Source organism: Mesorhizobium escarrei (assembly GCF_935825525.1).
GTDB lineage: Bacteria > Pseudomonadota > Alphaproteobacteria > Rhizobiales > Rhizobiaceae > Mesorhizobium > Mesorhizobium escarrei.
The window spans coordinates 270,016-296,414 of record NZ_CAKXZT010000168.1 but is presented as its reverse complement, the minus strand read 5'-3'; the positions used below and the strand labels follow the sequence as shown (position 1 = coordinate 296,414).

The 26,399-nt window shown below is 62.4% G+C and carries 27 protein-coding genes and 1 tRNA gene; 1 reads left to right on the top strand and 27 read right to left on the bottom strand.

What is annotated here, in order from left to right:
* Positions 1 to 28: 28 nt before the first annotated feature.
* Positions 29 to 113: transfer RNA gene (locus tag NMG80_RS32360), tRNA-Leu, on the bottom strand.
* Between the two features lie 305 nt (positions 114 to 418).
* Between NMG80_RS32360 and lipB the strand changes: the two genes are divergently transcribed.
* Positions 419 to 1,162, top strand: coding sequence for a lipoyl(octanoyl) transferase LipB (gene lipB, locus NMG80_RS32355; protein ID WP_254021876.1), 744 nt, complete (start codon positions 419 to 421; stop codon positions 1,160 to 1,162).
* 494 nt (positions 1,163 to 1,656) lie between these two features.
* On the opposite strand, the gene NMG80_RS32350 is transcribed toward lipB, so the two are convergent.
* From NMG80_RS32350 to NMG80_RS32225, 26 genes are all read right to left on the bottom strand, one after another.
* Positions 1,657 to 2,340: an ABC transporter ATP-binding protein gene (locus tag NMG80_RS32350; protein ID WP_174654574.1), complete on the bottom strand. Its 684-nt coding sequence runs from the start codon at positions 2,338 to 2,340 to the stop codon at positions 1,657 to 1,659.
* On the bottom strand, positions 2,337 to 3,623 hold the full coding sequence (locus NMG80_RS32345) for a lipoprotein-releasing ABC transporter permease subunit (RefSeq protein ID WP_254021875.1): 1,287 nt from the start codon (positions 3,621 to 3,623) through the stop codon (positions 2,337 to 2,339). The genes NMG80_RS32350 and NMG80_RS32345 overlap by 4 nt, the downstream gene beginning before the upstream one ends.
* Positions 3,620 to 4,948: a proline--tRNA ligase gene (gene proS / locus NMG80_RS32340; RefSeq protein ID WP_254021874.1), complete on the bottom strand. Its 1,329-nt coding sequence runs from the start codon at positions 4,946 to 4,948 to the stop codon at positions 3,620 to 3,622. The genes NMG80_RS32345 and proS overlap by 4 nt, the downstream gene beginning before the upstream one ends.
* A 536-nt stretch (positions 4,949 to 5,484) precedes the next feature.
* On the bottom strand, positions 5,485 to 5,769 hold the full coding sequence (locus tag NMG80_RS32335) for a DUF1467 family protein (RefSeq protein ID WP_254021873.1): 285 nt from the start codon (positions 5,767 to 5,769) through the stop codon (positions 5,485 to 5,487).
* Positions 5,766 to 6,170 carry a methylmalonyl-CoA epimerase gene (mce, locus tag NMG80_RS32330; RefSeq protein WP_254021872.1) on the bottom strand — a complete coding sequence of 135 codons (405 nt, stop codon included), beginning with the start codon at positions 6,168 to 6,170 and terminating at the stop codon, positions 5,766 to 5,768. Before mce ends, NMG80_RS32335 begins: the two co-directional genes overlap by 4 nt.
* Before the next feature lie 96 nt (positions 6,171 to 6,266).
* Complete coding sequence (locus NMG80_RS32325; RefSeq protein WP_254021871.1) at positions 6,267 to 7,937, bottom strand: ribonuclease J; 1,671 nt, start codon at positions 7,935 to 7,937, stop codon at positions 6,267 to 6,269.
* A gap of 134 nt (positions 7,938 to 8,071) precedes the next feature.
* Positions 8,072 to 8,893, bottom strand: a complete 822-nt coding sequence (locus NMG80_RS32320) for a biotin--[acetyl-CoA-carboxylase] ligase (RefSeq protein ID WP_254021870.1) — start codon at positions 8,891 to 8,893, stop codon at positions 8,072 to 8,074.
* 4 nt (positions 8,894 to 8,897) lie between these two features.
* Positions 8,898 to 10,334, bottom strand: a complete 1,437-nt coding sequence (gene nuoN, locus NMG80_RS32315) for an NADH-quinone oxidoreductase subunit NuoN (RefSeq protein WP_254021869.1) — start codon at positions 10,332 to 10,334, stop codon at positions 8,898 to 8,900.
* Positions 10,335 to 10,353: 19 nt separating this feature from the next.
* The gene (locus NMG80_RS32310) at positions 10,354 to 11,859 is read right to left on the bottom strand and encodes an NADH-quinone oxidoreductase subunit M (RefSeq protein WP_254021868.1); all 1,506 of its coding nucleotides are present in this window, start codon (positions 11,857 to 11,859) and stop codon (positions 10,354 to 10,356) included.
* Entirely contained in the window at positions 11,859 to 13,832 is a 1,974-nt protein-coding gene (gene nuoL / locus NMG80_RS32305; RefSeq protein ID WP_254021867.1) for an NADH-quinone oxidoreductase subunit L, read from the bottom strand. The genes NMG80_RS32310 and nuoL overlap by 1 nt, the downstream gene beginning before the upstream one ends.
* 11 nt (positions 13,833 to 13,843) lie before the next feature.
* The gene (nuoK, locus tag NMG80_RS32300) at positions 13,844 to 14,152 is read right to left on the bottom strand and encodes an NADH-quinone oxidoreductase subunit NuoK (RefSeq protein WP_023798863.1); all 309 of its coding nucleotides are present in this window, start codon (positions 14,150 to 14,152) and stop codon (positions 13,844 to 13,846) included.
* Position 14,153: 1 nt separating this feature from the next.
* Positions 14,154 to 14,774, bottom strand: a complete 621-nt coding sequence (locus NMG80_RS32295) for an NADH-quinone oxidoreductase subunit J (protein WP_091594336.1) — start codon at positions 14,772 to 14,774, stop codon at positions 14,154 to 14,156.
* Between the two features lie 261 nt (positions 14,775 to 15,035).
* Positions 15,036 to 15,527, bottom strand: coding sequence for an NADH-quinone oxidoreductase subunit NuoI (gene nuoI, locus NMG80_RS32290; RefSeq protein ID WP_023798861.1), 492 nt, complete (start codon positions 15,525 to 15,527; stop codon positions 15,036 to 15,038).
* A gap of 2 nt (positions 15,528 to 15,529) precedes the next feature.
* Positions 15,530 to 15,721: a hypothetical protein gene (locus NMG80_RS32285; protein WP_254021866.1), complete on the bottom strand. Its 192-nt coding sequence runs from the start codon at positions 15,719 to 15,721 to the stop codon at positions 15,530 to 15,532.
* A gap of 103 nt (positions 15,722 to 15,824) precedes the next feature.
* Positions 15,825 to 16,868, bottom strand: a complete 1,044-nt coding sequence (gene nuoH / locus NMG80_RS32280; RefSeq protein ID WP_254021865.1) for an NADH-quinone oxidoreductase subunit NuoH — start codon at positions 16,866 to 16,868, stop codon at positions 15,825 to 15,827.
* Position 16,869: 1 nt separating this feature from the next.
* Positions 16,870 to 18,951 (bottom strand): NADH-quinone oxidoreductase subunit NuoG, encoded by a 2,082-nt coding sequence (nuoG, locus tag NMG80_RS32275; RefSeq protein ID WP_254021864.1) that lies wholly within the window; start codon positions 18,949 to 18,951, stop codon positions 16,870 to 16,872.
* Positions 18,951 to 19,262 (bottom strand): pentapeptide repeat-containing protein, encoded by a 312-nt coding sequence (locus tag NMG80_RS32270; RefSeq protein WP_254021863.1) that lies wholly within the window; start codon positions 19,260 to 19,262, stop codon positions 18,951 to 18,953. The genes nuoG and NMG80_RS32270 overlap by 1 nt, the downstream gene beginning before the upstream one ends.
* Positions 19,263 to 19,270: 8 nt before the next feature.
* Positions 19,271 to 19,963, bottom strand: coding sequence for a helix-hairpin-helix domain-containing protein (locus NMG80_RS32265; protein WP_254021862.1), 693 nt, complete (start codon positions 19,961 to 19,963; stop codon positions 19,271 to 19,273).
* 198 nt (positions 19,964 to 20,161) lie between these two features.
* Complete coding sequence (nuoF, locus tag NMG80_RS32260) at positions 20,162 to 21,466, bottom strand: NADH-quinone oxidoreductase subunit NuoF (RefSeq protein WP_254021861.1); 1,305 nt, start codon at positions 21,464 to 21,466, stop codon at positions 20,162 to 20,164.
* Between the two features lie 10 nt (positions 21,467 to 21,476).
* Positions 21,477 to 22,802: an NADH-quinone oxidoreductase subunit E gene (locus tag NMG80_RS32255; protein WP_254021860.1), complete on the bottom strand. Its 1,326-nt coding sequence runs from the start codon at positions 22,800 to 22,802 to the stop codon at positions 21,477 to 21,479.
* The gene (locus NMG80_RS32250; protein WP_254021859.1) at positions 22,803 to 23,180 is read right to left on the bottom strand and encodes a hypothetical protein; all 378 of its coding nucleotides are present in this window, start codon (positions 23,178 to 23,180) and stop codon (positions 22,803 to 22,805) included.
* On the bottom strand, positions 23,180 to 24,370 hold the full coding sequence (locus NMG80_RS32245; RefSeq protein ID WP_254021858.1) for an NADH-quinone oxidoreductase subunit D: 1,191 nt from the start codon (positions 24,368 to 24,370) through the stop codon (positions 23,180 to 23,182). Before NMG80_RS32245 ends, NMG80_RS32250 begins: the two co-directional genes overlap by 1 nt.
* Positions 24,371 to 24,418: 48 nt before the next feature.
* Positions 24,419 to 24,814, bottom strand: a complete 396-nt coding sequence (locus NMG80_RS32240; RefSeq protein WP_254021857.1) for a four helix bundle protein — start codon at positions 24,812 to 24,814, stop codon at positions 24,419 to 24,421.
* 28 nt (positions 24,815 to 24,842) lie between these two features.
* A complete protein-coding gene (locus tag NMG80_RS32235; RefSeq protein ID WP_436798734.1) occupies positions 24,843 to 25,442 on the bottom strand; it encodes an NADH-quinone oxidoreductase subunit C in 600 nt (199 codons plus the stop codon).
* Between the two features lie 5 nt (positions 25,443 to 25,447).
* Positions 25,448 to 26,029 carry a NuoB/complex I 20 kDa subunit family protein gene (locus NMG80_RS32230; RefSeq protein WP_027156092.1) on the bottom strand — a complete coding sequence of 194 codons (582 nt, stop codon included), beginning with the start codon at positions 26,027 to 26,029 and terminating at the stop codon, positions 25,448 to 25,450.
* Positions 26,020 to 26,385 (bottom strand): NADH-quinone oxidoreductase subunit A, encoded by a 366-nt coding sequence (locus NMG80_RS32225; protein WP_128166995.1) that lies wholly within the window; start codon positions 26,383 to 26,385, stop codon positions 26,020 to 26,022. Before NMG80_RS32225 ends, NMG80_RS32230 begins: the two co-directional genes overlap by 10 nt.
* Positions 26,386 to 26,399: the final 14 nt, after the last annotated feature.

Genomic DNA, 26,399 nt, shown 5'->3' with positions numbered 1-26,399 from the left:
TCGATAATCATGATTTCGGAAGAAGTAATGGTGCGGTCGAGAAGACTCGAACTTCCACGGGTTGCCCCACAGCGACCTCAACGCTGCGCGTCTACCAATTCCGCCACGACCGCACGTGGTAGGAGCCGGAACGAACCGGCTCGCGGCGTGTAGCAAATCGTTTCCGGCGAAACAAGGGCGCGTCGCGCATTAATTGCCCGGGCTTCGGCATAACCCTCCAAAGGGCTGAAACGCGCTCGCAGCTGGACGTTTCAGCCGATTGCCGCCATATGTGAGGCGAATGCATGTCGCCCAAAAACATGCCCTCGGGTTTGAACCGAGGGTGCGCAGATTTTGGGACAATGACATGCATAAAACAAAAATCTAAAGCGCGCCCACGGGTTCCCTTCAAACGCGGCGCGCTTTAGCGAGACCCACCATGACAGAACGCAGCCAGATCGCCACGTCGTTCCTGCCCCAGCCCGGTTCGGCGCCGGTCGAATGGCGGATCGAACCCGGCCTCACCGCCTATCCGGATGCGCTTGCCGTGATGGAGGCGCGTGCCGAAGCGATCCGAAGCGGCGCCGCCGGCGAGATGGTCTGGCTGGTCGAGCACCCGCCGCTCTACACCGCCGGCACCAGCGCCCGCATCGAGGACCTGATCGAGCCCGACCGTTTCCCGGTTTTCGCAGCCGGGCGCGGCGGCGAATATACCTATCATGGGCCAGGCCAGCGGGTCGCTTATGTGATGCTCGACCTGAAGCGGCGGCGTGAGGATGTCCGCGCCTTCGTCGCGGCACTTGAACAATGGATCATCTGCACGCTCGCCGCCTTCGACGTGCGCGGCGAACGGCGCGAGAACCGCGTCGGCGTCTGGGTGGTGCGGCCGGATCGCCCCACCCTGCCCGACGGATCACTCGCCGAGGACAAGATCGCCGCGATCGGCATCAGGTTGAGGCGCTGGGTGAGCTTTCACGGCATCGCCATCAATGTCGAGCCCGATCTCAGCCACTTCAGCGGCATCGTGCCGTGCGGCGTGCAGGACCACGGCGTCACCAGCCTCGTCGACCTCGGCCTTCCCTTGCGAATGGCCGACCTCGATCTCGCGCTGAAATCTGCCTTCGAGGATGTCTTCGGACCCGCCGCAGCTCTGCTTGTCGAAACGGCCCGCAAGGCCGGCTGACAAAGCGGCGCTGAACCACCGATTTCCGACGCCGCCTCTCAACCCTGGAAGAAACGGGGCGCGCTGCCTCACATCGCTCCGATCCAGATCGCCATGGAAATGAGAAACGTGCTCATGCACACCAGTGACACGACATCCTGAACAAGACCGGTCATAACGCTCTCCTGTTTTCAGTATGTTAGCATTTTGTTCTAGTTTTGTTCGAATGTCAACGACCGCAGTCCACGCGTTCCGTGAAATTCGCGGCGCTCAGTTCGGCAGGGTTAAGCAAAGGTTGACAGGCGGATTTCCACCGCTTCCACGCTGGCTGCGAGTGGGAAATGACAAGACGGCACGCTGAGGATCAGCCCGTTAGGTGTGTCGAGATTCAGGTCAGGCCGCGCCGAGAACGGTGGGTTCCGAGAACCGGAACGGAGCGTACTTTTGGGTACGTGAGTACCGGAAGCGCAGGAAACCGCCGTTCGCAGGCCGGCATCACCTGAATCTCGATGCAGCTAAAGCGGAACAACCTTGCCGTCGGCCAGCGTGACGCGACGGTCCATGCGCGAGGCAAGCTCGTGATTGTGGGTGGCGATCAGTGCCGCCAAGCCCGACTGCCGGACCAGCGCGCCCAGTGCCTCGAACACATAGGAGGCGGTGACCGGGTCGAGGTTGCCGGTCGGCTCGTCGGCCAGCAGCACCAGCGGCGCATTGGCGACGGCGCGCGCGATGGCGACGCGCTGCTGCTCGCCGCCGGACAGTTCGGACGGCCGGTGCTGCGCTCGCTTGCCGATCTGCATGTAGTCGAGCAGTTGCGCCGACCGCTCGGCAGCCTCCTTGCGCGTCAGCCCTTTTATCAGTTGCGGCATCATGATGTTTTCCAGCGCCGTGAACTCCGGCAGCAGGTGATGGAACTGATAGACGAAGCCGACATCGTTGCGGCGGATCGCCGTGCGCTCGTCGTCGGAAAGCCGCCCGCAGGCTCGGCCGGCCAGAATGACATCGCCGGCGTCCGGCCGCTCCAGCAGTCCGGCGGTGTGCAACAGCGTCGATTTGCCGGTGCCCGAAGGCGCCACCAGCGCCACGATCTCACCGCGCTTCAACGAAAAATCGGCGCCGTTGAGGATGGTCAGCTTGCGCGGCCCCTGGACATAATGCCGCTCGACGCTCTTCAGCTCGATAATGGCCTCGGCCATCATTCGTACCTCAGCGCTTCGACCGGATCGAGCCTGGCCGCGCGCCATGCCGGAAACAGCGTCGCCAGGAACGACAGCACCAGCGCCATCAGCACCACCGAGATCGTCTCGCTGGCGTCCATGCGGGCAGGCAACTGGCTCAGGAAGTAGAGCTCGGGATTGAACAGCCTTTCGCCGGCCAGCCAGGAGAAGAACTGGCGGATGCGCTCGACGTTCAGGCAGATAATGACACCGAGGAGGACGCCGGCGATGGTGCCCACCACGCCGATCGCCGCGCCCGTCATCAGGAAGATGCGGAGGATCGCGCCGCGCGTGGCGCCCATGGTGCGAAGGATGGCGATATCGTGGCCCTTGTCCTTCACCAGCATGATCAGCCCCGAAATGATGTTGAGCGCCGCCACCAGCACGATCAGCGTCAGGATCATGAACATGACGTTGCGCTCCACTTGCAGCGCATCGAAGAATGTCCGGTTGCGTTCTCGCCAGTCGACCATGCTGATCGGCCGCTGTGACGCCTCCTCGACCTTCGGTTTCAGCGCGTCGACATTGTCGGGATTGTCGACATAGATCTCGATCGCCTGAGCCCGGCCATCCATGTTGAAATAGAGCTGCGCTTCCGAAAACGGCATGTAGACGATGGAGCTGTCATATTCCGACATGCCGACCTCGAAGATCGCCGTGACCGGATAGCCCTTCATGCGCGGGGTCGTGCCGAGCGGCGTCACATCGCCGTCGGGCGCGATCAGCGTGATCGTGTCGCCGAGCACAAGGCCGAGATTGTCGGCCATGCGGCTGCCAATGGCGACGCCCTCGCCTGTGTCGAAGCCGGCGATCGAGCCCTGCTTGATATTGTTGGCGACAATTGAAATCTTGCCCAGATCCTCGCCGCGTATGCCGCGCACCAGCGCCCCCGACCCGCCGCCGATATTGCCTTGCGCCAGGACCTGCCCGTCGATCAGCGGAATGGCGTATTGGACGCCAGGCACGCCATTGATGCGGCCGGCGACCTGCGCATAGTCCTCCAGCGGCATGTCGAGCGGCTGCACGATCAGATGGCCGTTGACGCCGAGGATGCGCGTCAGGAGCTCGGCGCGAAAGCCGTTCATGACAGCCATCACCACGATCAGCGTGGCGACGCCCAGCATGATGCCGAGGAAGGAAATCGATGCGATGACGGAGATCACCGTCTCCTTGCGGCGCGAGCGCAGATAGCGCCACGCGACCATACGTTCGAACACGGAAAAAGCTCCGGCGGCCGGGGATTTTGCTACTGCCGCTTCGCTCATGCGGCAGAACCGAAGCGTTTCTTCACGTCCGCAATCGGCAGCGTCTCACGCTCGCCGGTCCTGCGATTCTTGATCTCGACCTCGCCGGCGGCCACGCCGCGCGGCCCGACGATCACCTGCCACGGCAATCCGATCAGGTCGGCGGTGGCGAACTTGCCGCCCGGCCGCTGATCGGTATCGTCGTAGAGCACGTCCTTGCCGACGGCGACAAACGCCGCATAGAGTTCATCGCACACGCGGTCGCAGTCGGCGTCGCCAGCCTTCATATTGATCAGGCCGATGTCGAAAGGCGCCACCGCCTCCGGCCAGATGATGCCGTTATCGTCATGGCTGGCCTCGATGATCGCCGCGACCAGCCGCGTCGGGCCGATGCCGTAGGAACCTCCGGAGGCAAAATGATCCTTGCCGTCGGGTCCGGTCACCTTGGCGCCCATCGCCTTCGAATATTTGTCGCCGAAATGGAAGATGTGGCCGACCTCAATGCCGCGCGCCGAGACTCGGTCGCTTGCCGCAACCTTCTCCCACGCCGCCTCGTCGTGCATCTCGTCGGTTGCGGCATAGGGCGTCGTCCATTTCTTGACGATGTCGCCAATCTCGGCATCGTCGGAGAAGTCGGTGTCCGCCCCCGGCACTTCGAGCGCGAGATAGTCGCGGTGGCAATAGACCTGGCTCTCGCCGGTATCGGCCAGGATGATGAATTCGTGACTGAGGTCGCCGCCGATCGGCCCGGTGTCGGCGCGCATCGGGATTGCCTGCAGCCCCATGCGTGTGAACGTCCTGAGGTAGGACACGAACATCCTGTTATAGGCCGCCTTGGCGCCTGCAAAATCGAGATCGAAGGAATAGGCGTCCTTCATCAGGAACTCTCTGCTGCGCATGACGCCGAAGCGCGGCCGCACCTCGTCGCGGAATTTCCACTGGATGTGATAGAGATTGAGCGGCAGATCCTTATAGGATTTCACATAGGCGCGGAAAATCTCGGTGACCACCTCCTCGTTGGTCGGCCCATAGAGCATGTCCCGATCCTGCCGGTCCTTGATGCGCAGCATCTCCTTGCCATAGTCGTCATAGCGGCCGCTTTCGCGCCACAGCTCGGCGGACTGGATGGTCGGCATCAGGATCTCGAGCGCGCCGGCCCGGTCCTGCTCCTCGCGAACGATCCGGCAGACCTTGTCCAGCACCCTCTTGCCGAGCGGCAGCCAGGAAAAACTGCCTTGCCCCTGCTGGCGGATCATGCCGGCGCGCAGCATCAGCCGGTGCGAGACGATTTCGGCCTCGCGCGGATTTTCTTTAAGGATAGGCAGGAAATAGCGCGACAAACGCATGGACTGGTCCGTGAGAGAGAGGATTGCCGCACCGGAATCGGCGCAGCGCTGGCTTGCTTGCCCCGGCTTCATAGCCATTTCATGACGGAATGGAAACCCGCTCCCTCCTGGGCGCCAGATGGGCGCCCACTGGGCGTCGCAAAGGCGCCGCAGTGCCGCGTTCGCCTTGCTGGTCGTTTCGCAAGCAACGCCTGCCATACTATTGTGCAGTGCAGCACGAGATTGCTTATTTCCGGGCAAAATTCTGCGTGACATTTTCACCCGGCTTGGTCTAATGTGCGCCGATAACCGAGAGGGCGGAAAGAAATCTGCTCTCCTACGCGGTCAAAGTCTTGGGAGGATGCGATCTAGGCGCGGTTACTCGCTGCCGCCGGATACCGGAAACAGATCGGACGCGTTTAAATTGCAAGGCCTCGTGCCTTGCATTTTTTTTGTGCAATCATTTGGTTAGCACGACAAATTGCCAAATCACTTACGCAACGTCAGCACAGCGGGTTCGAAAATAACCGCATCGGTTCTTCCGGCCTGGAATTGCTCTAGTTTTCGGGACTCTGGGTGAAATCCGGCACGATGTGCGGGATGTCGTCGATGCCGAGGCCGAGCCCCCTCGTAATGCCATAAAAGATGCCAAGCAGAACCAGCGTGACGATCGTCGTCCGCAGCACCGCGCGCAGCATATGCGGTCCGCGCGGCGCGCTGGATACCGTGCCCAGCGTCACGTCCTCATCCTCGTCCTGCGTCCTCAGGCTGAACGGCAGGATGGCGAACAGCACCACCCACCATGTGATGAAGAACAGGGCGAGAAATGAAACCCAGCTCATGCTTGCTCCAGTTCGACCAGCGTGCCGAAGAAATCCTTGGGATGCAGGAACAGCACCGGCTTGCCGTGCGCGCCGGTCTTCGGGTTGCCGTCGCCCAGGACGCGGGCGCCGCTGGCCTTGAGGTGATCACGCGCGGCAAGAATGTCGTCGACCTCATAGCACAGATGATGCATGCCACCCGAGGGGTTCTTCTCGAGGAATGCCGCGATCGGCGAGCCCTCACCAAGCGGCTCCAGCAATTCGATCTTGGTATTGCCGACATCGACGAACACCACCGTCACGCCATGCTCCGGCAGCGCCTGCGGCGCGCTCAACCGAGCGCCGAGCGTGTCGCGATAAGCCGCTGTCGCCGCGGCCAAATCCGGCACGGCAAGCGCGACATGGTTAAGGCGTCCAAGCATAGGTTTTCCTCAGGGCAGTAAGGCAATAGGGCAGTATGGGAGTAGGGAAAAACTACTTTCTCCCCCTACTGCCGTACTGCCCTACTCCCTATTCCCTTACCTTGTGACGAACACCGTCACCAGCGGCTTCTTGCCCCAGGCTTCATTGGCGGCGCCGCGGACGGCGCGGCGCACTGCCTCCTGCATGAGGTCGAGGTCTTTTCGGCGCTGACGGGGGATGGAGTCCACGGCGCCGATTGCCGCATCGATCATCAGGTCTTCCAGGCTCTCGCCGCGGGCATCGGCCTCGGCGACGCCGATAGCGACCAGATCGGGATCGCCGGCGAGCTCATATCTGTCGTCGAGCACGACATTGACCGCGACATGGCCGGCGAAAGACAGCTTGCGCCGGTCGCGAATGCCCATCGCCTGGTCGGTGCCGATCAGCCTGCCGTCCTTGTAGATGCGGCCGAACGGCACCTGGTCGATGATCGTCGCCGCACCGGGATAGAGCCTCAGCATGTCGCCGTCGCGGACCTGCGCCACTTGGCCGATTCCGGACACCGACATAAGCGATCCCTGCGCCACCAGATGCGCCGCCTCGCCATGCACGGGAACGCCGATCTGCGGGCGCACCCATTCATACATCTGGCGCAGCTCGCTGCGGCGCGGATGGCCGGAGACATGCACCAGCGCATCACCGTCCTCGATGATCTTGATGCCGAGATCGATCAGACGGTTCTTGATCTCGAGGATACCCTTCTCGTTGCCGGGAATGGTGCGCGAGGAAAACACCACCGTGTCGCCTGCCGTCAGCGACACCGATTTCATCTCCTCGCGCGACAGTTTCGCCAGTGCCGCAAGCGGCTCGCCCTGGCTGCCGGTGCAGATGATGACGAGGTTTTCGCGCGGGATGAAGCCAAAGTCCTCCTCGGCGATGAATTCGGGCAGCCCATCCATGTAACCGAGCTCGCCGGCAACATCGATGACGCGCTTCAGCGAGCGGCCGAGCACCAGGCACTGCCGGCCGGCATCGCGTGCCGCCTTGGCAATGGAGACGATGCGTCCGACATTGGAGGAAAAGGTGGTGACCGCAACGCGGCCCTTGGCGCTTTGGATGACGCCCTTGAGGCCCTCGCCAACCGCGACTTCCGACGGCGACACCCCTTCCCGCAGCGCATTGGTGGAATCGCAGATCAGCGCCAGCACGCCCTTGTCGCCATAGGCGCGGAACCGCGCTTCGTCGGTCAGCGGCCCGATCGTCGGCGCCGGATCGATCTTCCAGTCGCCGGTGTGGATGACGGTGCCGGCCGGCGAGGTGATCGCAAGCGACATCGGTTCAGGGATCGAGTGCGCGACCGGGATGGCCTCGATCTCGAACGGGCCGACGCTGAATTTTTCGCCGGCGCGGTAGATCGTCACCGGGATCTTTGGTGCGCCCTGCTCGCCCTGCCGCTTGGCTTCCAGCAATCCAGCGCCGAACGGCGTCATCCAGACCGGCGCCTTGAGCTTCGGCCATGTGTCGAGCAGCGCGCCGTAATGGTCCTCATGCGCGTGCGTGATGACGATGCCGCGCAAATTGGCGACGTTCTCCTCCATGAAGCGCGTGTCGGGCAGCACCAGGTCGACGCCGGGCAGGCTGGCATCGGGAAAGGTCACACCGACATCGACGACGATCCATTCGCGCGCATTGGCCGGCCCGTAGCCATAGAGGGCGAAGTTCATGCCGATCTCGCCAACGCCGCCAAGCGGCACGAAGACGAGTTCGGCGTTTTCCGCTGTCGCCATGATAATTCCTTTCCTGGCCGGTCAACCCCAGCCCATCAATATTTGGGGCCCGTCAAAACCTCGAGCCAATCAAGCCTGAGCCCGTCAAAAACCTTGGCCTGTCAAAAACCTTGGCCTGTTAAAACCTTGGCCTGTCAAACTTGGGCCGACGCGACCGCACCGAAATGCACGTCGCCGGCGGCGATCGTCAGAACCGAACCTTCATCGTCGCGGATCACGAAACGGCAGTCCTCGTCAATGGTCTCGAACGTGCCGCGCACCACATTACCGTCAATTCTGACAGCAACCTGCCCGCCAAGCCCTGCCGCGCGCGCTAGCCAGCGCCGCCTGACGGCGGACAGCCCGCGGCCATCGTTCCACAGCCGCGCATTCTCGCTCCAGGCATCCGACAGCGCCAGAAACAATGTCTCGGCATCGCAAGCAGTGCCCAGCGCGCTAAGCGATGTCGCGGGATAAGGCAAATCTTTGGGGTATGCCACAACATTGACACCGATGCCCACCGCCACCGCAAAGCGATCGCCTTCGAGTATCGCCGATTCCAGCAGGATGCCGGCAAGCTTGGCGCCGGAGGCGAGCACATCGTTCGGCCATTTCAGCTCGAAACGGTTTTTTCCATCGATGCCGCCGTCGAGGCCGATCGCGATCCTCACCTTCGGCACGACGGCGTCGAGCGCATCGGCCAGCGCCAGCCCGGCGACGAAGCCGAGCGTCGCGGCCAGGCGAAGCTCGGCATTGGTGACCACCAGCAGCGTCGCCGCCAGATTGCCCTCGGGCGTCGCCCAGACCCTGCCGCGCCGGCCGCGCCCGCTTTCCTGCTTTTTCGAAACGACCCAGAGCTTGCCCGGATCCCCCGCCCGCGCATGGTCGAGCGCCAGCGCATTGGTGGAACCGACCGTGTCATGTGCCTCGAGCCGGAACCCTTCCGAGGCCGCTGTTGGAGCCAGCCGAAATGCCATCCCGTCAGAAGAATGTCTTGGCGGCGGCTTCGGCATAGGTGCCGATCGGCCCGCCGATCAGCACATAGAACAGCACGAAGGCGCCGCAGACGCCAAGCACGACGCGAAGCTCGGTCGCCATCGGCACGAAGCCGCCGACCGGTTCGTCGAACCACATGATCTTGATGATCCGCAGATAATAATAGGCGCCCACCACAGAGGCCAGCACGCCGATGATCGCCAGCGCGTAGAGGTTGGCGTTGATGGCGGCAAGGAACACGTACCACTTCCCCCAGAAGCCGGCGAGCGGCGGAATGCCGGCCAGCGAGAACATCAGGATGGTCAGGATCGTCGCCATGATGGGATTGGTCGACGACAGGCCGGCGACATCGCCGATCTGCTCGACATTGCCCTCCTTGCGCCGCATGGCGAGGATGAAGGCGAAGGTGCCGAGCGTCATCACCAGATAGATCAGCATGTAGATGGCAACGCCGCGCACGCCGGCCTGGCTGTTGGCGGCGAGGCCGACCAGGGCGTAGCCCATATGGCCGATCGAGGAATAGGCCATCAGCCGCTTGATGTTGGTCTGGCCGATCGCCGCGAAGGCGCCAAGCAGCATCGAGGCAATCGAGATGAAGACGATGATCTGCTGCCAGTCGGCCGCGATCGGCTTGAAGGCGTCCATGGTGACGCGCACGATCAGCGCCATCGCCGCCATCTTCGGCGCCGCCGCGAGGAAGGCCGTCACCGGCGTCGGCGCGCCTTCATAGACGTCGGGCGTCCACATGTGGAACGGCACCGCCGATATCTTGAAGGCGAGGCCTGCCAGCACGAAGACCAGGCCGAAGACCAGGCCAAGCTGCCGCTCGCCGCCGCCAAGTGCTGCGGCGATCTCCTGGAAACCGGTGTTGCCGGTGTAGCCGTATACGAGGCTGATGCCGTAAAGCAGCATGCCCGACGACAGCGCGCCGAGGACGAAATACTTCAACCCAGCCTCGGTCGAGCGCAGATTGTCCCGGTTGATCGCCGCCAGCACGTAGATTGCCAACGACTGCAGTTCGAGGCCGAGATAAAGCCCGATCATGCCGTTGGCCGAGATCATCAGCATCATGCCGAGCGTGCACAGCAGGATCAGCACCGGATACTCGAACTTGTCGAAATGCTCCGCCTTGGCGAAGCGCATCGACATGACCAGCGTCACCGCCGACCCGATCAGCGCCAGCACCTTCATGAAGCGGGCGAAGGGATCCTGGACGAAGGCTTCGCCGTAAGCGTTGCCCTGCCCGGTGGAAAGGATCGTCCAGACGCCGGCAACCACCAGGACGGCGACGGCAAGGCCGCTGACCGTGGTGGTGGTGTTGGCGCGCGAATAGGCGCCGAGCATCAGCAGCGCCAGGGCGCCGACGGCGAGGATCAGCTCTGGCGTCGACAGCGACAGGCTGGAGAGAAGGTCCGGCGTCATGGTTCGCAAACCCCTCGGGTCAGTTCGCCGCCGCGGTCTGCGCGGTGTCGATGGATGCGGTGACATTGGTGACGAGCGCCTTGACCGAAGCGGCGGTCGCGTCGAAGACCGGCGCCGGGTAGACGCCGAAGAAGATGACCAGCACGGCCAGCGGATAGATGATCGCCTTCTCGCGCGTCGACAGGTCGAGCAGGCCTTTCAGGCTGTCCTTGGTCAGCGCGCCGAAGATCACCCGGCGATACAGCCAGAGCGCATAGGCCGCCGACAGGATAACGCCGGTGGCGGCGAAGAACGCCACCCAGGTGTTGACCCGGAACACGCCGAGCATAGTCAGGAACTCGCCGACGAAGCCGCTGGTGCCGGGCAGGCCGACATTGGCCATGGTGAAGATCATGAACACGGTGGCGTATTTCGGCATGTTGTTGACCAGCCCGCCATAGGCGTCGATGTCGCGCGTGTGCATGCGGTCGTAGATGACGCCGACGCAGAGGAACAGCGCGCCGGAGACCAGGCCGTGCGACAGCATCTGGAAGATCGCCCCCTGGACGCCTTCCTGGTTCATCGCGAAGATGCCCATGGTGACGAAGCCCATGTGGGCGACCGACGAGTAGGCGATCAGCTTCTTCATGTCCTCCTGCATCAGCGCCACCAGCGAGGTGTAGATGATGGCGACGACGGACAGCGCGAAGACCAGCGGCGCAAACATCTCCGAGGCAATCGGAAACATCGGCAAGGAGAAGCGCAGGAAGCCATATCCGCCCATCTTCAGCAGGATGGCGGCCAGGATGACCGAACCGGCCGTCGGCGCCTCGACATGGGCATCCGGCAGCCAGGTGTGCACCGGCCACATCGGCATCTTCACGGCGAAGGAGGCGAAGAAGGCGAGCCATAGCCAGGTCTGCATCGTGGCCGGGAAGTTGTGCGTCAGGAGCGTCGGGATGTCGGTGGTGCCGGACTGGAAGAACATCGCCATGATGGCGAGCAGCATCAGCACCGAGCCGGCCAGCGTATAGAGGAAGAACTTGAACGAGGCGTAGACGCGCCGCTTGCCGCCCCACACGCCGATGATGATGAACATCGGGATCAGGCCGGCTTCGAAGAAGACGTAGAACAAGACGATGTCGAGCGCGCAGAACACGCCGATCATCAGCGTCTCCAGCAGCAGGAAGGCGATCATGTAGGCCTTGACGCGCTTCTCGATCGATTCCCACGAAGCCAGGATGCAGAGCGGCATCAGGAAGGTGGTCAGGATGACGAACAGCATGGAGATGCCGTCGACGCCCATATGGTAGGAGATGCCGGAATCCAGCCAGGCAAACTTCTCGACGAACTGGAAGCCAGCCTCCGCATTGTCGAAGCCGGTCCAGATGAACAGCGAGATGATGAAGGTGATACCAGTCGTCCACAACGCAATGGCGCGGATGTTGCGGCGGGCATTCTCGCTGTCGTCATTGATCAGCAGAATGAACAGCACACCAACCAGCGGCAGGAAGGTGACCAGCGAGAGGATCGGCCAGGCGGTCATCAGAGCATCATCCAGGTGACGAATGCGGCAACGCCGATCAGCATGGCGAAGGCATAGTGATAGAGATAGCCGGTCTGCAGTTTGACGACCCGGTTGGTGACGTCGACGACGCGCGCCGAGACCCCGTCAGGACCAAGTCCGTCGATCACGGTGCCGTCGCCGGTCTTCCACAGAAAGTGGCCGAGGCGTTTTGCCGGCCGCACGAACAGCAAGTCGAAGAGCTCGTCGAAATACCACTTGTTGAGCAGGAAGGCGTACAGCCCGCGATGCTGCGCCGCGAGATTCACAGGCATTTCCGGCGCGCGGATGTAGAATTGCCAGGCAATCGCAAAGCCGATCAGCATGGCGACGAACGGCGACAGCTTCACCCAAAACGGCACTTCGTGGATGTCATGCAGGATGTGGTTCTCCGGCAGCGTGAACAGCGACGCCTTCCAGAACTCGGCATAGCCCTCGCCGATGAAGGCGCCATGGAAGATCACGCCGGCCAACAGCGCGCCCGCCGCCAGGATGTACAGCGGCACCAGCATGACCGGCGGCGATTCATGGACGTGGTGCATGACCTCGTGGCTCGCCCGCGGCTGGCCGTGGAAGGTCATGAAGATCAGCCGCCACGAATAGAAGCTGGTGAAGCAGGCGGCGACGACCAGCAGCACGAAGGCAAGGCCGGCGACCGGATTGTGCGCGGCAAAGGCGCTTTCGATGATCGCGTCCTTGGAGAAGAAGCCGGCGGTGCCGATGACCGTCACCGGAATACCGACGCCGGTCAGCGCCAGCGTGCCGATCACCATCATCCAGTAGGTCTTCGGAATGAGCGTTCTGAGGCCCCCCATCCTGCGCATGTCCTGTTCATCCGAGACGGCGTGGATCACCGAGCCGGAGCCGAGGAACAGCAGCGCCTTGAAGAAGGCATGCGTGAACAGATGGAAGATCGCCGCGCCATAGGCGCCGACGCCGAGCGCCACGAACATGTAGCCGAGCTGCGAGCAGGTCGAATAGGCGATGACGCGCTTGATGTCGTTCTGGACAAGGCCGACGGTCGCCGCGAAGAAGGCGGTGAAGGCGCCGATGAAGGTGACCACGATCAGCGCCGAATGCGAAAGTTCGAACAGCGGCGACAGCCGCGCCAGCATGAACACGCCGGCCGTCACCATGGTGGCGGCATGGATGAGCGCCGAGACCGGCGTCGGGCCTTCCATGGCGTCCGGCAGCCAGGTGTGCAGCGGCACCTGGGCCGACTTGCCCATGGCGCCCATGAACAGCAAGAGGCAGACGACGGTCATCGCAGCCTGCTTGTCGAGCGCATAGCCGAGGAAGGTCAGCACGGCAGCGCCCTCGGAGCCGCCTTCGGCCGGAATGAACGTCGCCGCATTGGCGAAGATGGTGCCGAGATTGACCGAGCCGAACAGCACGAACACGCCGAAGATGCCGAGCGCGAAACCGAAATCGCCGACGCGGTTGACGACGAAGGCCTTGATCGCGGCGGCATTGGCCGACGGTTTCTTGTACCAGAAGCCGATCAGCAAATAGGAGGCGAGGCCGACGCCTTCCCAGCCGAAGAACATCTGCACGAGGTTGTCAGCCGTCACCAGCATCAGCATGGCGAAGGTGAACAGTGACAGATAGGCGAAGAAGCGCGGCCGATTCGGGTCGTGATGCATGTAGCCGATCGAGTAGATGTGGACCAGCGCCGACACCGTGTTGACGACGACCAGCATCACCACCGTCAGCGTGTCGATGCGCAGCGCCCATGCCGCCTCCAACCCGCCCGACTGGATCCAGCGCAGCACCGGCACGGTGAACACCTCGCCTTCGCCGAAACCGACGGCGAAGAAGGCGACCCACGACAGCACGGCTGATATCACCAGCAAGCCGGAGGTGATGTATTCGGACGCCTTGGCGCCGAGCGACGTGCCGAACAGGCCGACGATCAGGAAGCCGAGCAGAGGAAGGAAGACGATGGCCTGATACATGGTGGTTTCCGTCAACCCTTCATCATGTTCACGTCTTCGACCGCGATCGAGCCGCGGTTGCGGAAGAAGACGACGAGAATGGCGAGGCCGATCGCCGCTTCAGCCGCTGCGACCGTCAGCACGAACAGCGCAAACACCTGTCCGACGAGATCACCGAGTGCTGCCGAGAAGGCGACGAAATTGATGTTGACCGCGAGCAGGATCAGCTCGATCGACATCAGGATGACGATGATGTTCCTGCGGTTGAGAAAAATGCCGAACACGCCGAGCGTGAACAGGATCGCCGATACGGTCAGATAGTGTGCGATGCCGACGACCATCTCAGATTCCTTCGCCCGTCTTGACCTTGCGGATTTCCATTCCCGTTGCCGGCGTGCGGCCGACCTGGGCGGCGATTGACTGCCGCTTGATGCCCGGCTTGTGGCGCAGCGTCAGCACGATGGCGCCGATCATGGCGACCAGCAGCACCAGGCCCGCAATCTGGAAGTAGTAGAGGTAGTCGGTGTAGAGGATGTCGCCGAGCGCTGCCGTGTTCGAGCGCGCGGCAAGGTCCGGAATGGGTTTTGCAACCGTCGCCGCCAGTTGCGGCGCGAACGTATAGCCGCCGAGCACGACGATCAGCTCAGCCGCCAGGATCAGCCCGACCAGCGCGCCGATCGGCGCGTATTGCAGGGCGCCTTCCTTCATTTCGGCGAAATCGACGTCGAGCATCATGACGACGAACAGGAACAGCACCATGACGGCGCCGACATAGACGACGAGCAGGATCATCGCCAGGAACTCGGCGCCGGTCAGCATAAACAGGCCTGCGGCGTTGAAGAAGGTCAGGATCAGGAACAGCACCGAATGCACGGGATTGCGCGCCGAAATGACCATGAACGCCGACGCCACCGCGACAAAGGCGAAGAGGTAGAAAAAGGCCGCCTCTAGTCCATTCAGCATGGGTTCCCCCTAGTTCCTGTCCAAACAGGACGTTCGTCCTGTTTGATGTGTGGCTTCGTTCCGCCTCCGGTGCCGAAGCCGCGTTGTCCATAAACGAGGCCTCTCGCCCCGTCCATGCGTCATTCCGTTTCCTTCTCCCCGTTTACGGGGAGAAGGTGGCCAGAAGGGCCGGATGAGGGGCAGGGCTGAATTTTGCGACGTTGGCCCCTCTCATCTGCCTGCCGGCATCTTCTCCCCGTGAACGGGGAGAAGAAAGCTGTCCTATCGGTACGGCGCGTCCAGCGAGATGTTGCGCGCCAGTTCGCGCTCCCAGCGGTCGCCATTGGCCAAGAGCTTGTCCTTGTCATAATAAAGTTCCTCGCGCGTCTCGGTCGCGAATTCGAAATTCGGCCCTTCGACGATGGCGTCAACCGGGCAGGCTTCCTGGCAGAAGCCGCAATAGATGCACTTCACCATATCGATGTCGTAGCGCACCGTGCGGCGGGTGCCGTCGTTGCGGCGCGGGCCGGCCTCGATAGTGATGGCCTGCGCCGGGCAGATCGCCTCGCACAGTTTGCAGGCGATGCAGCGCTCCTCGCCATTCGGATAGCGGCGCAGCGCATGCTCGCCGCGAAAGCGCGGGCTGGTCGGCCCCTTTTCGTGCGGATAGTTGATCGTCTCCTTCGGCGCGAAGAACTGGCGCATCGACAGGAAGAACGCACTGACGAAATCCTGCAGCAGCAGCGACTTTGCGGCTTGAGCTAGCGCTGACATCATCATTCTCCAGCAAACAGCGGGACCACGAACCAGCCCACGATCGGCAGCAGCACGAACTGGCTGAGGCCGGTTATGTTCAAAACGCGTTTCGTCTCATCGAGTTCAACGCGCGAGGCAAGCAACCTGAGCAGCGCGAAATCTGCCGCCGCAACCACCCCGCCCACCAAAGCGCCGATCAAGTTCGCGTTCATGACCGCTCCCTCATCGCTCGCTGCCTTTCCGTAGACGTGCCGATCGAAACTCCACGGCGGCGCGTGTGAGCTGACTCGCGCGGCAAGCTATCCGCTTGGACCATCACGCAAACCCCGTGATCTTGAGGAACGCGGCGACAATCACCACCATCGCCAGCGAGATCGGCAGGAAGACCTTCCAGCCGAGCCGCATCAGCTGGTCGTAGCGGTAGCGCGGCACGAAGGCCTTCACCATCGAGATCATGAAGAACACCAGGCAGACCTTGAGCACGAACCAGATCAGCCCCGGCACCCAGGTGAAAGGAGCGAAGTCGAAGGGCGGCAGCCAGCCGCCGAGGAACAGGATGGTGGCCAGCGCGCACATCAGCACGACGGCGACATATTCGCCGAGGAAGAACAGCAGGAACGGTGTCGACGAATATTCGACCATGTGGCCGGCGACGAGTTCCGATTCGGCTTCCACAAGGTCGAAGGGCGGGCGGTTCGTTTCGGCCAGCGCCGAGATGAAGAAGATGACGAACATCGGGAACAGCGACAGCCAATGCCAGTCGAGGAAGGTGTTGGGCAGGCCGACCCGGGTGCCCAGCCCGTCCTGCTGCGACAGCACGATGTCGGACAGGTTGAGCGAGCCGACGCAAAGCAGCACTGTGACGATGACGAAACCGATCGAGACCTCGTAGGACACCATCTGCGCCGCCGAGCGCAGCGCGCCGAGGAACGGATATTTCGAGTTGGACGCCCAGCCGCCCATGATCACGCCATAGACCTCGAGCGAGGAGATGGCGAAGACGTAAAGGATGCCGACATTGACGTTGGCGATCGCCCAGCCCTCACTGACCGGGATGACAGCCCAGGCGGAGATCGCCAGAACCGCCGAAACCAAAGGCGCCAGCAGAAAAACGCCCTTGTTGGCGCCGGATGGAATCACCGGTTCCTTGAACACGAACTTCAGAAGGTCGGCGAAAGCCTGCAGCGTGCCCCAGGGGCCGACGACGTTCGGGCCGCGGCGCAGCTGCACCGCCGCCCAGATCTTGCGGTCCGCGTACAGGATGTAGGCGACGAAGATCAACAGCACGACGATCAGCACGACCGACTTCAACAGGATGAGCAGCGCCGGCAGCACGTAGAAGGAGAAGAAGGTGTCCATGCTATTCCGCCGCCTGCTGAAAACCGTTTTTCGCCAGCGCCGAGCACTCCGCCATCACCGCGGAGGCCCGCGCGATCGGGTTGGTCAGGTAGAAATCCTTGACCGGCGAGGTGAAGCTGCCCTTGTCCAGCTGCCCGCCGAGTTTCGCCACCTCAGCGATATCGTCAGCATTGCCGGCCGCCACCTGGTCGATGCGGGCAAGATGCGGGTATTCGCCATAGAGTTTTGCGCGCAGCTGCGGCAGCGAATCGAACGGCAATCTCTTGCCCAGCACATCCGACAGCGCCCGCAGGATCGCCCAGTCCTCGCGTGCATCGCCCGGCGCGAAGCCGGCACGGTTGGCCTGCTGCACCCGGCCCTCGGTGTTGACGTAGGTGCCCGATTTTTCGGTATAGGCGGCACCCGGCAGGATGACGTCGGCGCGGTGCGCGCCGTGGTCGCCATGCGTGCCGATATAGATGACGAAGGCGTCGCCGGTCCTGGCCATGTCGATCTCGTCGGCGCCGAGCAGGAACAAAACGTCCATATCGCCCAGCATGCCGGCGACGCTCTTTCCGCCCTCGCCCGGCACGAAGCCGACATCGAGACCGCCGACACGCGCCGCAGCAGTGTGCAGCACGGCAAACCCGTTCCAGTCGGCTCTCGCGGCATTGACGGCCAGGCTGAGCTTCGCCGCCTGGCCGAGCACGGCCGCGCCGTCCGAGCGCGACAGCGCGCCCTGACCGACGATAACAAGCGGCCGCGCGGCCTCCTTCAGCACCTGGAAGAACTTGCCGTTGCCGTCGGCCAATTCCTTCAGCGATTCCGTTCCGGCGCCGAGCTGCTCATAGTCGTAGCGCGTATCGCCGACCTCGCCGATGACGCCGACCGGCAGGTTGCCGACCCGCCAGCGCTTGCGGATGCGGGCGTTGAGCAGGGACGCCTCGAAGCGCGGATTGGCGCCGATGATCAGCACCGCGTCGGCCTGCTCGATGCCCTCGATGGTCGGGTTGAAGATATAGCTTGCCCGGCCGAGCGACGGATCGAGCGCGGCGCCATCCTGGCGGCAGTCGGTATTCTTCGAGCCGAGCGAGGCCATCAGCAGCTTCAGCGCATAGATCTCCTCGACGGCGGCGAGATCACCTGATATGGCGCCGATCTTGTCGGGCGCGGTGCTCGACACCGCGTCCTTGATCGCGGAAAAAGCCTCGGCCCAGTCTGCCGGGACCAGCTTGCCGTTCTTGCGGACATATGGCCGGTCGAGGCGCTGGGTGCGCAAGCCGTCCCAGATGAAGCGGGTCTTGTCGGAAATCCACTCCTCGTTCACCGCCTCGTTGGTGCGCGGCAGGATGCGCATCACCTCGCGGCCTCTGGAATCGACGCGGATCGCCGAGCCGACGGCGTCCATAACATCGATGGATTCGGTCTTGGTCAGTTCCCACGGCCGCGCCTGGAAGGCGTAGGGCCTGGAGGTCAGCGCGCCGACCGGGCAAAGGTCGATGACGTTGCCCTGCAGTTCCGATGTCATCGCGCTTTCGAGATAGGTGGTGATTTCGGCGTCCTCGCCGCGACCGATCAGGCCGAGCTCGGAAATGCCGGCAATTTCGGTGGTGAAGCGGACGCAGCGCGTGCAATGGATGCAGCGGTTCATGATCGTCTTGACCAGCGGCCCGATATACTTGTCTTCGACCGCCCGCTTGTTCTCGTGATAGCGCGAGGAATCGACGCCGAACGCCATCGCCTGGTCCTGCAGGTCGCACTCGCCGCCCTGGTCGCAGATCGGGCAATCGAGCGGATGGTTGATCAGCAGGAATTCCATCACGCCTTCCCGGGCCTTCTTGACCATCGGCGTGTTGGTGAAGATTTCCGGCGTTTCGCCATTCGGTCCCGGACGCAGATCGCGCACGCCCATGGCGCAGGACGCCTGCGGCTTGGGCGGCCCGCCCTTCACCTCGATCAGGCACATGCGGCAATTGCCGGCGATCGACAGCCGCTCATGGAAGCAGAAGCGCGGCACTTCGGCGCCGGCGTCCTCGGCTGCCTGCAGCAGCGTGTAGTGGTCGGGTACAGTAATCTCTTTCCCGTCGACCTTGAGCTTTGCCATCAATTGCCCCCGGCGGTCTTCGCCGTCTCATATGCCTGGAACAGGTCGTCACGGCTGATGCCGTTGATCATCATGCCCGCGACCTGCGCGTTTTCTATCTTCACGTTGCTCATGTCTACGTTGGTGAAATACGCATTCGAAAGATTGGCGTCTTCCACCCTGGTGTTGCTCCGGTTGGTGCGGTGGATCCTGGCCGCCGACAGGTCGACGTCGTGAAACCGGGCGTTCGACATGTCGACGTCATCGAAACTGGAATTGCTGACGATGGCGTTGCGCACGTCCAGAACATCGCGCCTGTCGTGGACCTCCATCTCGTCCCCTACCTCTCGGCCTTGGCGGCCAGCGCCGCCGCCTGGCCAAGCCAGTTATCGCGACCGATGCGGCCCTTGAACGACAGATAATCGTCGACCCAGGCGATCTCTTCCGGCGTCCACGCCGCGATTTGGCCGTAGGTCCAGATGCCCAGGCCGTTCAGCACCTGTTCCAGCTTCGGCCCGATGCCCGATATGGCCTTGAGGTCGACCGGGTTTGCCGGACAATCCATGGCCTTGGGCTGCTTGAAGTCCTCCGGCATCAAACCGGCCGGTGCGGCAGCCGCATCGACTACGCTGCGTGCATCGTCCATGCTGTTCGCCGCTATGTCATTCACGTTCCGGGCGAAGGACTGCGCCTCGGCGATCAAGGTTTTCGTCGCCGCGCGCGCCTTGGTCGAGGAGCTTGTTCCTGTCTGAGAAAAGCGTTCGACCCTGGCATCTAAATCGTCGACGATCGGCTGGAAGAGCCGCTGCGAGGTTTCGGCGGCGCCCGAGAGCACGCCCATCCACACCCCAAAAGCGTGATGGGCAAGCCCAATGCCGAGCACCGATAGCGCTGCCGCACCCGCGACAGGGTGCGCCAGAAGATTGACGGCGCTGGCCATCTCCTTCGGCATCATCCTGGTCAGGTCCTGGCTCATCTTCTCGAACGGTTCCAAATCTGGCATCAAATGATCGGGTCTCGAATTCAGCGACATGGGTGGTCTCCTGGTCGTTTCTTCCGTATGCCCCGGCCTGTTTCCTCAAATCGGGCATTCGCCCGTATTTCAGATCGGGCACTTGCCCGTATCTCAGATCGGGCATTCGCCCGTATTTCAGATCGGGCCCTTGCCCGTATTTCAAATCGGGCATTGCCCGCATTCCAATCGGGCATTCGCCCGTCTTTCAATTCTTCTCTATTCTGCCGCCACCATCACCGGCTCTGCCCGGTGCGCATTGCGCGAAAACTCGTCGATGCGCCGCTCCACCTCGCCGCGGAAATGCCGCATCAAGCCCTGGATCGGCCACGCCGCCGCATCACCCAGCGCGCAGATCGTGTGGCCCTCGACCTGTTTGGTCACGTCGAGCAGCATATCGATCTCGCGCTTCTGCGCCTCACCGCGCACCAGCCGCTCCATCACCCGCCACATCCAGCCGGTGCCTTCACGGCACGGCGTGCACTGGCCGCAGCTCTCGTGCTTGTAGAAGTAGGAAAGCCGGGCAATCGCCTTCACGATATCGGTCGATTTGTCCATGACGATGACGGCCGCCGTGCCGAGACCCGATTTCAGGTCGCGCAGCGCATCGAAATCCATCGGCGCGTCGATGATCTGTTCCGCCGGCACAAGCGGCACCGAAGCGCCGCCCGGAATGACCGCCAGCAGATTGTCCCAGCCGCCGCGAATGCCGCCGCAATGCGTCTCGATCAGTTCGCGGAACGGGATCGACATCGCCTCTTCGACGGTGCACGGATTGTTGACGTGGCCCGAGATGCAGAACAGCTTGGTGCCGACATTGTTGGGCCGGCCGAAGGACGAGAACCAGGCAGCGCCGCGGCGCAAAATGGTTGGCGCCACGGCGATCGACTCGACATTGTTGACTGTCGTCGGGCAGCCATAGAGGCCGACATTGGCCGGAAACGGCGGCTTCAGCCGCGGCTGGCCCTTCTTGCCTTCGAGGCTTTCGAGCAGCGCCGTTTCCTCGCCGCAGATATAGGCGCCGGCGCCATGATGCATGTAGATGTCGAAATCGTATCCGGAAATGTTGTTCTTGCCGATCAGCTTGGCCGCATAGGCCTCGTCGATGGCGCGCTGCAGCGCTTCGCGCTCGCGGATGAACTCGCCGCGCACATAGATGTAGGCGGCAACCGCGCCCATGGCGAAGCCGGCGATCAGGCAGCCTTCGACCAGCGTGTGCGGGTCATGGCGCAAAATGTCGCGGTCCTTGCAGGTGCCGGGCTCGGATTCGTCGGCATTGACGACGAGATAGCTCGGCCGGCCGTCGCTCTGCTTGGGCATGAACGACCACTTTAGCCCGGTCGGGAAGCCGGCGCCGCCGCGGCCGCGCAGGCCTGATGCCTTCATCTCGTTGACGATCCAGTCGCGCCCCTTGGCGATGATGCCGGGCGTGTTGTCCCAGGCGCCGCGCGCCATCGCGCCGGCCAGCGACTTGTCGAAGCGGCCGTAGATGTTGTTGAAGATGCGGTCTCTGTCCTGAAGCATTGTTCGTCCCTCAGACCGGCTTCTTGCCGAAGACGCGGATATATTCGGCGATCCCGCCCTTGGCGAGCGCCTTGGCCTGCTTGACCCAGTCTTCGCGCTCGATGCGGCCGTGGAAGTTGAGATAGCCGTCGACCCACTCGCGCTCGGCCTTCTTCCAGGACGCGACTTGCGCATAAGTGAAAATGCCAAGCGAATGCAGGACGCCTTCGATTCTCGGGCCGACCCCCGAGATCAGCTTGAGATCGTCGACCAGTGCCGGCCTTGCGATGCCGGCCGGACGGTTCTTGTCCTCGAGCGAAGGCTTGGCATTGGTCGTCTTCGCGGCGGCCGTCTTACCGGCAGCGCCGAGCTGCGTGCCCTTGGCTTCCGGCGCCTTGAAAGCGGCCGCTGGTTCAGCCTTTGTGATGGGACCGCTGCGCTGTCTCAAAACCTTTTCGACTTCCGGCGCGGCCTTGTTGGCATTGGCGGCCGAATGCCGCGGTGCTCTGACGCTCGCCGCCTTTTCCGTCTCTGGTGCGACCTTTGCCGGAGAAGGCGTCTCCAGCGCCGGGCTGGTTTCGGGCGCATCGGTCTTCGGCTTGCTGGCCTTCGACGGCGCGACCGGGGCAGCCGGTGCCTGTACGGCCGGAGCCGCCGGCGTCACGGCAATTGCCGCTGGTGCTGCCTGCCTGGCGGCCCTGGCAGCCGCCTTGGCTTCCCTGTCGCGGGTCGTCTTCAGGATCGCCTTTTCGCTCGTCAGCGTCGTCAGGCCGGTGATCGGCTCGGAGGTGATGCGGCCGTTCTGCGGCCCGGGCGTCACCGAGGCGCCCTTGCCGGCATCATAGAGATCGATGATCTCGGCAAGCCGCTCCGGCGTCAGGTCCTCGAACGTGTCCTTGAAAATCATCACCATCGGCGCGTTGACGCAGGCGCCAAGGCATTCGACCTCTTCCCACGACAGCGTGCCCTTGTCGTTGGTGTGGAACTGGTCGTGATGGATCTTCGAGCGGCACACGTCCATCAGCGCTTCCGAGCCGCGCAGCATGCAGGGCGTGGTGCCGCAGACCTGGATATGCGCGCGGGTGCCGACCGGGTTGAGCTGGTACTGCGTGTAGAAGGTCGCGACTTCGAGCCCTCTGATGTAGGGCATGCCGAGCATGTCGGAGATCGTCTCGATCGCCGCCTTGGTCACCCAGCCTTCCTGCTCCTGCGCCAGCATCAGCAAGGGGATGATCGCCGACTGCTCGCGGCCCTTCGGATATTTCTTGATCCATTGCTTCGCCGCTGCCGCATTCGCCCGGTTAAAGGCGAAGGCGGCTGGCTGGAGGCTGGCTTCTGCGAGACGGCGGACTGACATTTAGTTTTGAACTCTGCTGTAGCAGTCGAAATAAAAGCGAGGGTCGGAGCTAGCCAAAACGTCGGAATTCACTTCTTTTCCGATCTTTTCCCAAGCGGTGTCGACGTAATCGCGATATTCGCGATACCGATCCGAACAATCCATGCCAAGTGCCACCTTCCAATCCGGATATTCCGTATCGGCATGGAGATACCAACCCGAATACAAGCTCCACAACCTGCCGTTTGCGGCGATACCACAAACGACTTCAGTTTTTGTGCCCTCAGGTCTGCAAGACACCAGGTAGCTCTGCGGTGAGCTGCCCCAAGCAGCAACGGCGCCCATCCCGGCCGCGCCAGCAGCAACACCAACGGCAACATGCAAAGCGCCTCGTGCCATTAGCGATCGACCTCACCAAACACAATATCGAGTGAACCCAACACGGCGGTGACGTCGGCCAGCATGTGGCCGCGACACAAAAAGTCCATGGCCTGCAAATGCGCGAAGCCGGGCGCGCGCAACTTGCAGCGATAGGGCTTGTTGGTGCCGTCCGAGACCAGATAGACGCCGAACTCGCCCTTCGGCGCTTCGACCGCCGCATAGACCTCGCCGGCCGGCACGCGGTAGCCTTCGGTGTACAGCTTGAAGTGATGGATCAGCGCTTCCATCGAGCGCTTCATCGCCGCACGCTTCGGCGGCACCACCTTGCCGTCGAGGTTCGACACCGGTCCCGCGCCTTCCTTGCCGAGCAGCAGGTCGACGCACTGGCGCATAATCTTGGCGGACTGGCGCATCTCTTCCATGCGCACGAGATAGCGGTCGTAGCAGTCGCCGTTCTTGCCGATTGGAATGTCGAAATCCATCTCGGCATAGCATTCGTAGGGTTGCGACTTGCGCAGATCCCAGGCGACGCCGGATCCACGCACCATGACGCCCGAAAAGCCCCAGGCCCAGGCGTCGGCCAGTGAGACGGTGCCGATGTCGACATTGCGCTGCTTGAAGATGCGGTTGCCGGTGAGCAGTGCGTCGAGATCGTCGAGCGACTTCAGGAACGGATCGATCCAGTTGCCGATATCCTCGACCAGCTGCTGCGGCAGGTCCTGGTGGACGCCGCCGGGCCGGAAATAGGCTGCATGCATGCGCGAGCCACTGGCCCGCTCGTAGAACACCATCAGCTTTTCGCGCTCGACGAAGCCCCAAAGCGGCGGCGTCAACGCGCCGACATCCATCGCCTGCGTCGTCACATTGAGGATGTGCGACATGATGCGGCCGATCTCGCAATAAAGCACGCGGATCAGCTGGCCGCGCTTCGGCACCTCGATGCCGAGCAGCCGCTCTGCGGCCAGCGCGAAGGCATGCTCCTGGTTCATCGGCGCGCAATAGTCGAGCCGGTCGAGATAGGGCACGGCCTGCAGATAGGTCTTGGCTTCGATCAGCTTCTCGGTGCCGCGATGCAACAGCCCGATATGCGGATCGACGCGATCGACGACTTCGCCGTCCAACTCAAGTACCAGCCTCAAAACACCATGCGCAGCAGGGTGTTGAGGTCCAAAGTTGATGTTAAAATTGCGGACGGAAGTTTCAGCCATGGATCGCCTTTGGCGATGAGTGAATGGTGAATAGTGAATGGTGAATGGTCATTTGCCTGCACCGACCTCCAGAGATCGAATGAACGATCGCATCATCTTTCCCAACTTCTCGAATCTGAGAGAAAGCACTCCCGCACTCTTTTCGTCCAACAACCCGAAGCGCATGGAAAGAAGGGTATGGGTCTCCAATTCTTTCAACGAGCCTTGCGCGACGCGAAGAAACTGAACGAACGGCTTGCGCTGGCCGCGCCCGAAACCTTCGGCAATGTTTGCCGGGATTGAGACTGCCGCCCGCCGCATCTGGGACGTCATGCCGAACAGTTCCTCTCGCGGGAATGCTTTCGTCGCGAGATAAATGTCTGCAGCCAATTCCATCGAATCCTTCCATACGTTCAGATCTCGATAGTCGTTGATTTTCCCGGACGTCTCATCCCGTCTTTCCATTCACTATTCACTATTCACTATTCACTATTCACTGTTTCGCCTTCTCATCCCCCGGAAGGACGTAATCCGTCCCCTCCCAAGGGCTGAGAAAATCGAAATTGCGGAATTCCTGTTTCAATTCCACTGGTTCATAGATGACCCGCTTGGCTTCGTCGTCGTAGCGCACCTCGACAAAGCCGGTCAGCGGGAAATCCTTGCGCAGTGGATGACCCTCGAAGCCGTAGTCCGTCAGGATCCTGCGCAAATCGGGATGGCCCGAAAACAGCACGCCATAGAGATCGTAGGTTTCGCGTTCGAACCAGTCGGCGCCCGGAAACACACCGGTGATCGATGGCACCACAGTCTCTTCGTCGGCCTGCACCTTGAGCCGGATGCGAACATTCTGCTTCGGCGACAGCAGGTGATAGACGACGTCGAAGCGCTTGGCCCGCGAGGGATAATCGGCGCCGCAGACGTCGATGATCGAGATGAACTGGCATTTTGGATCGTCGCGCAGGAAGCTGACCACCTCGATCAGATCGTGCGGCTCGACCGAGATGGTGAGTTCGCCATAGGCAAACACGGCATTGCCGATCCGACCGCTCAGCTTCTCGCCGAGATAGGTCGAGAGTTCATTCAGGCTCATCATCCCGCTCACCGCTCGATCGTGCCGGTGCGGCGGATCTTCTTTTGCAACAGAAGGATGCCGTAGAGCAGCGCTTCCGCGCTGGGCGGACAGCCGGGCACATAGATGTCGACAGGCACGACGCGATCGCAGCCGCGTACCACCGAATAGGAATAGTGGTAATAGCCGCCGCCATTGGCGCAGGAGCCCATCGAGATAACGTAGCGCGGCTCCGGCATCTGGTCATAAACCTTGCGCAGCGCCGGCGCCATCTTGTTGGTCAGCGTGCCGGCGACGATCATGATGTCGGACTGGCGCGGCGACGCGCGCGGCGCAACGCCGAACCTTTCCGAGTCATAGCGCGGCATCGAGGTATGGATCATCTCGACCGCGCAGCAGGCAAGACCGAAAGTCATGAACATCAGCGAGCCGCTGCGCGCCCAGGTGATCAGCGCCTCGGTCGAGGTGACGAGAAAGCCCTTGTCGGCAAGCTCGTTGTTGATCTCGAGGAAAAAGGGATCATTCGCCCCCACCGGCTTTCCGGTGCTGGGGTCGAGAATGCCTTTCGGCTTCGGCGCGACGAGCGTGCCGGAATTGTCGCTCAATCCCATTCCAGCGCTCCTTTCTTCCATTCGTAGGCAAAGCCGATGGTCAGCACCGCCAAAAACACCATCATCGACCAGAAACCGAGCATGCCGATCTGGCCGAAGGACACTGCCCACGGAAACAGGAAAGCCACTTCCAGATCGAAGATGATGAACAGGATCGACACCAGGTAGAAGCGGATGTCGAACTTCATGCGGGCATCATCGAACGAGTTGAAGCCGCATTCATAGGCGGAAAGCTTTTCCGGATCGGGATTGCGGTAGGCCACCAGAAAGGGTGCGGCAAGCAGCGCCAGGCCGACGACCAGCGCCACGCCGATGAACAGGACGATGGGCAGGTACGAACTCAACAATGCGTTCATGCTGCAGCTTTCCG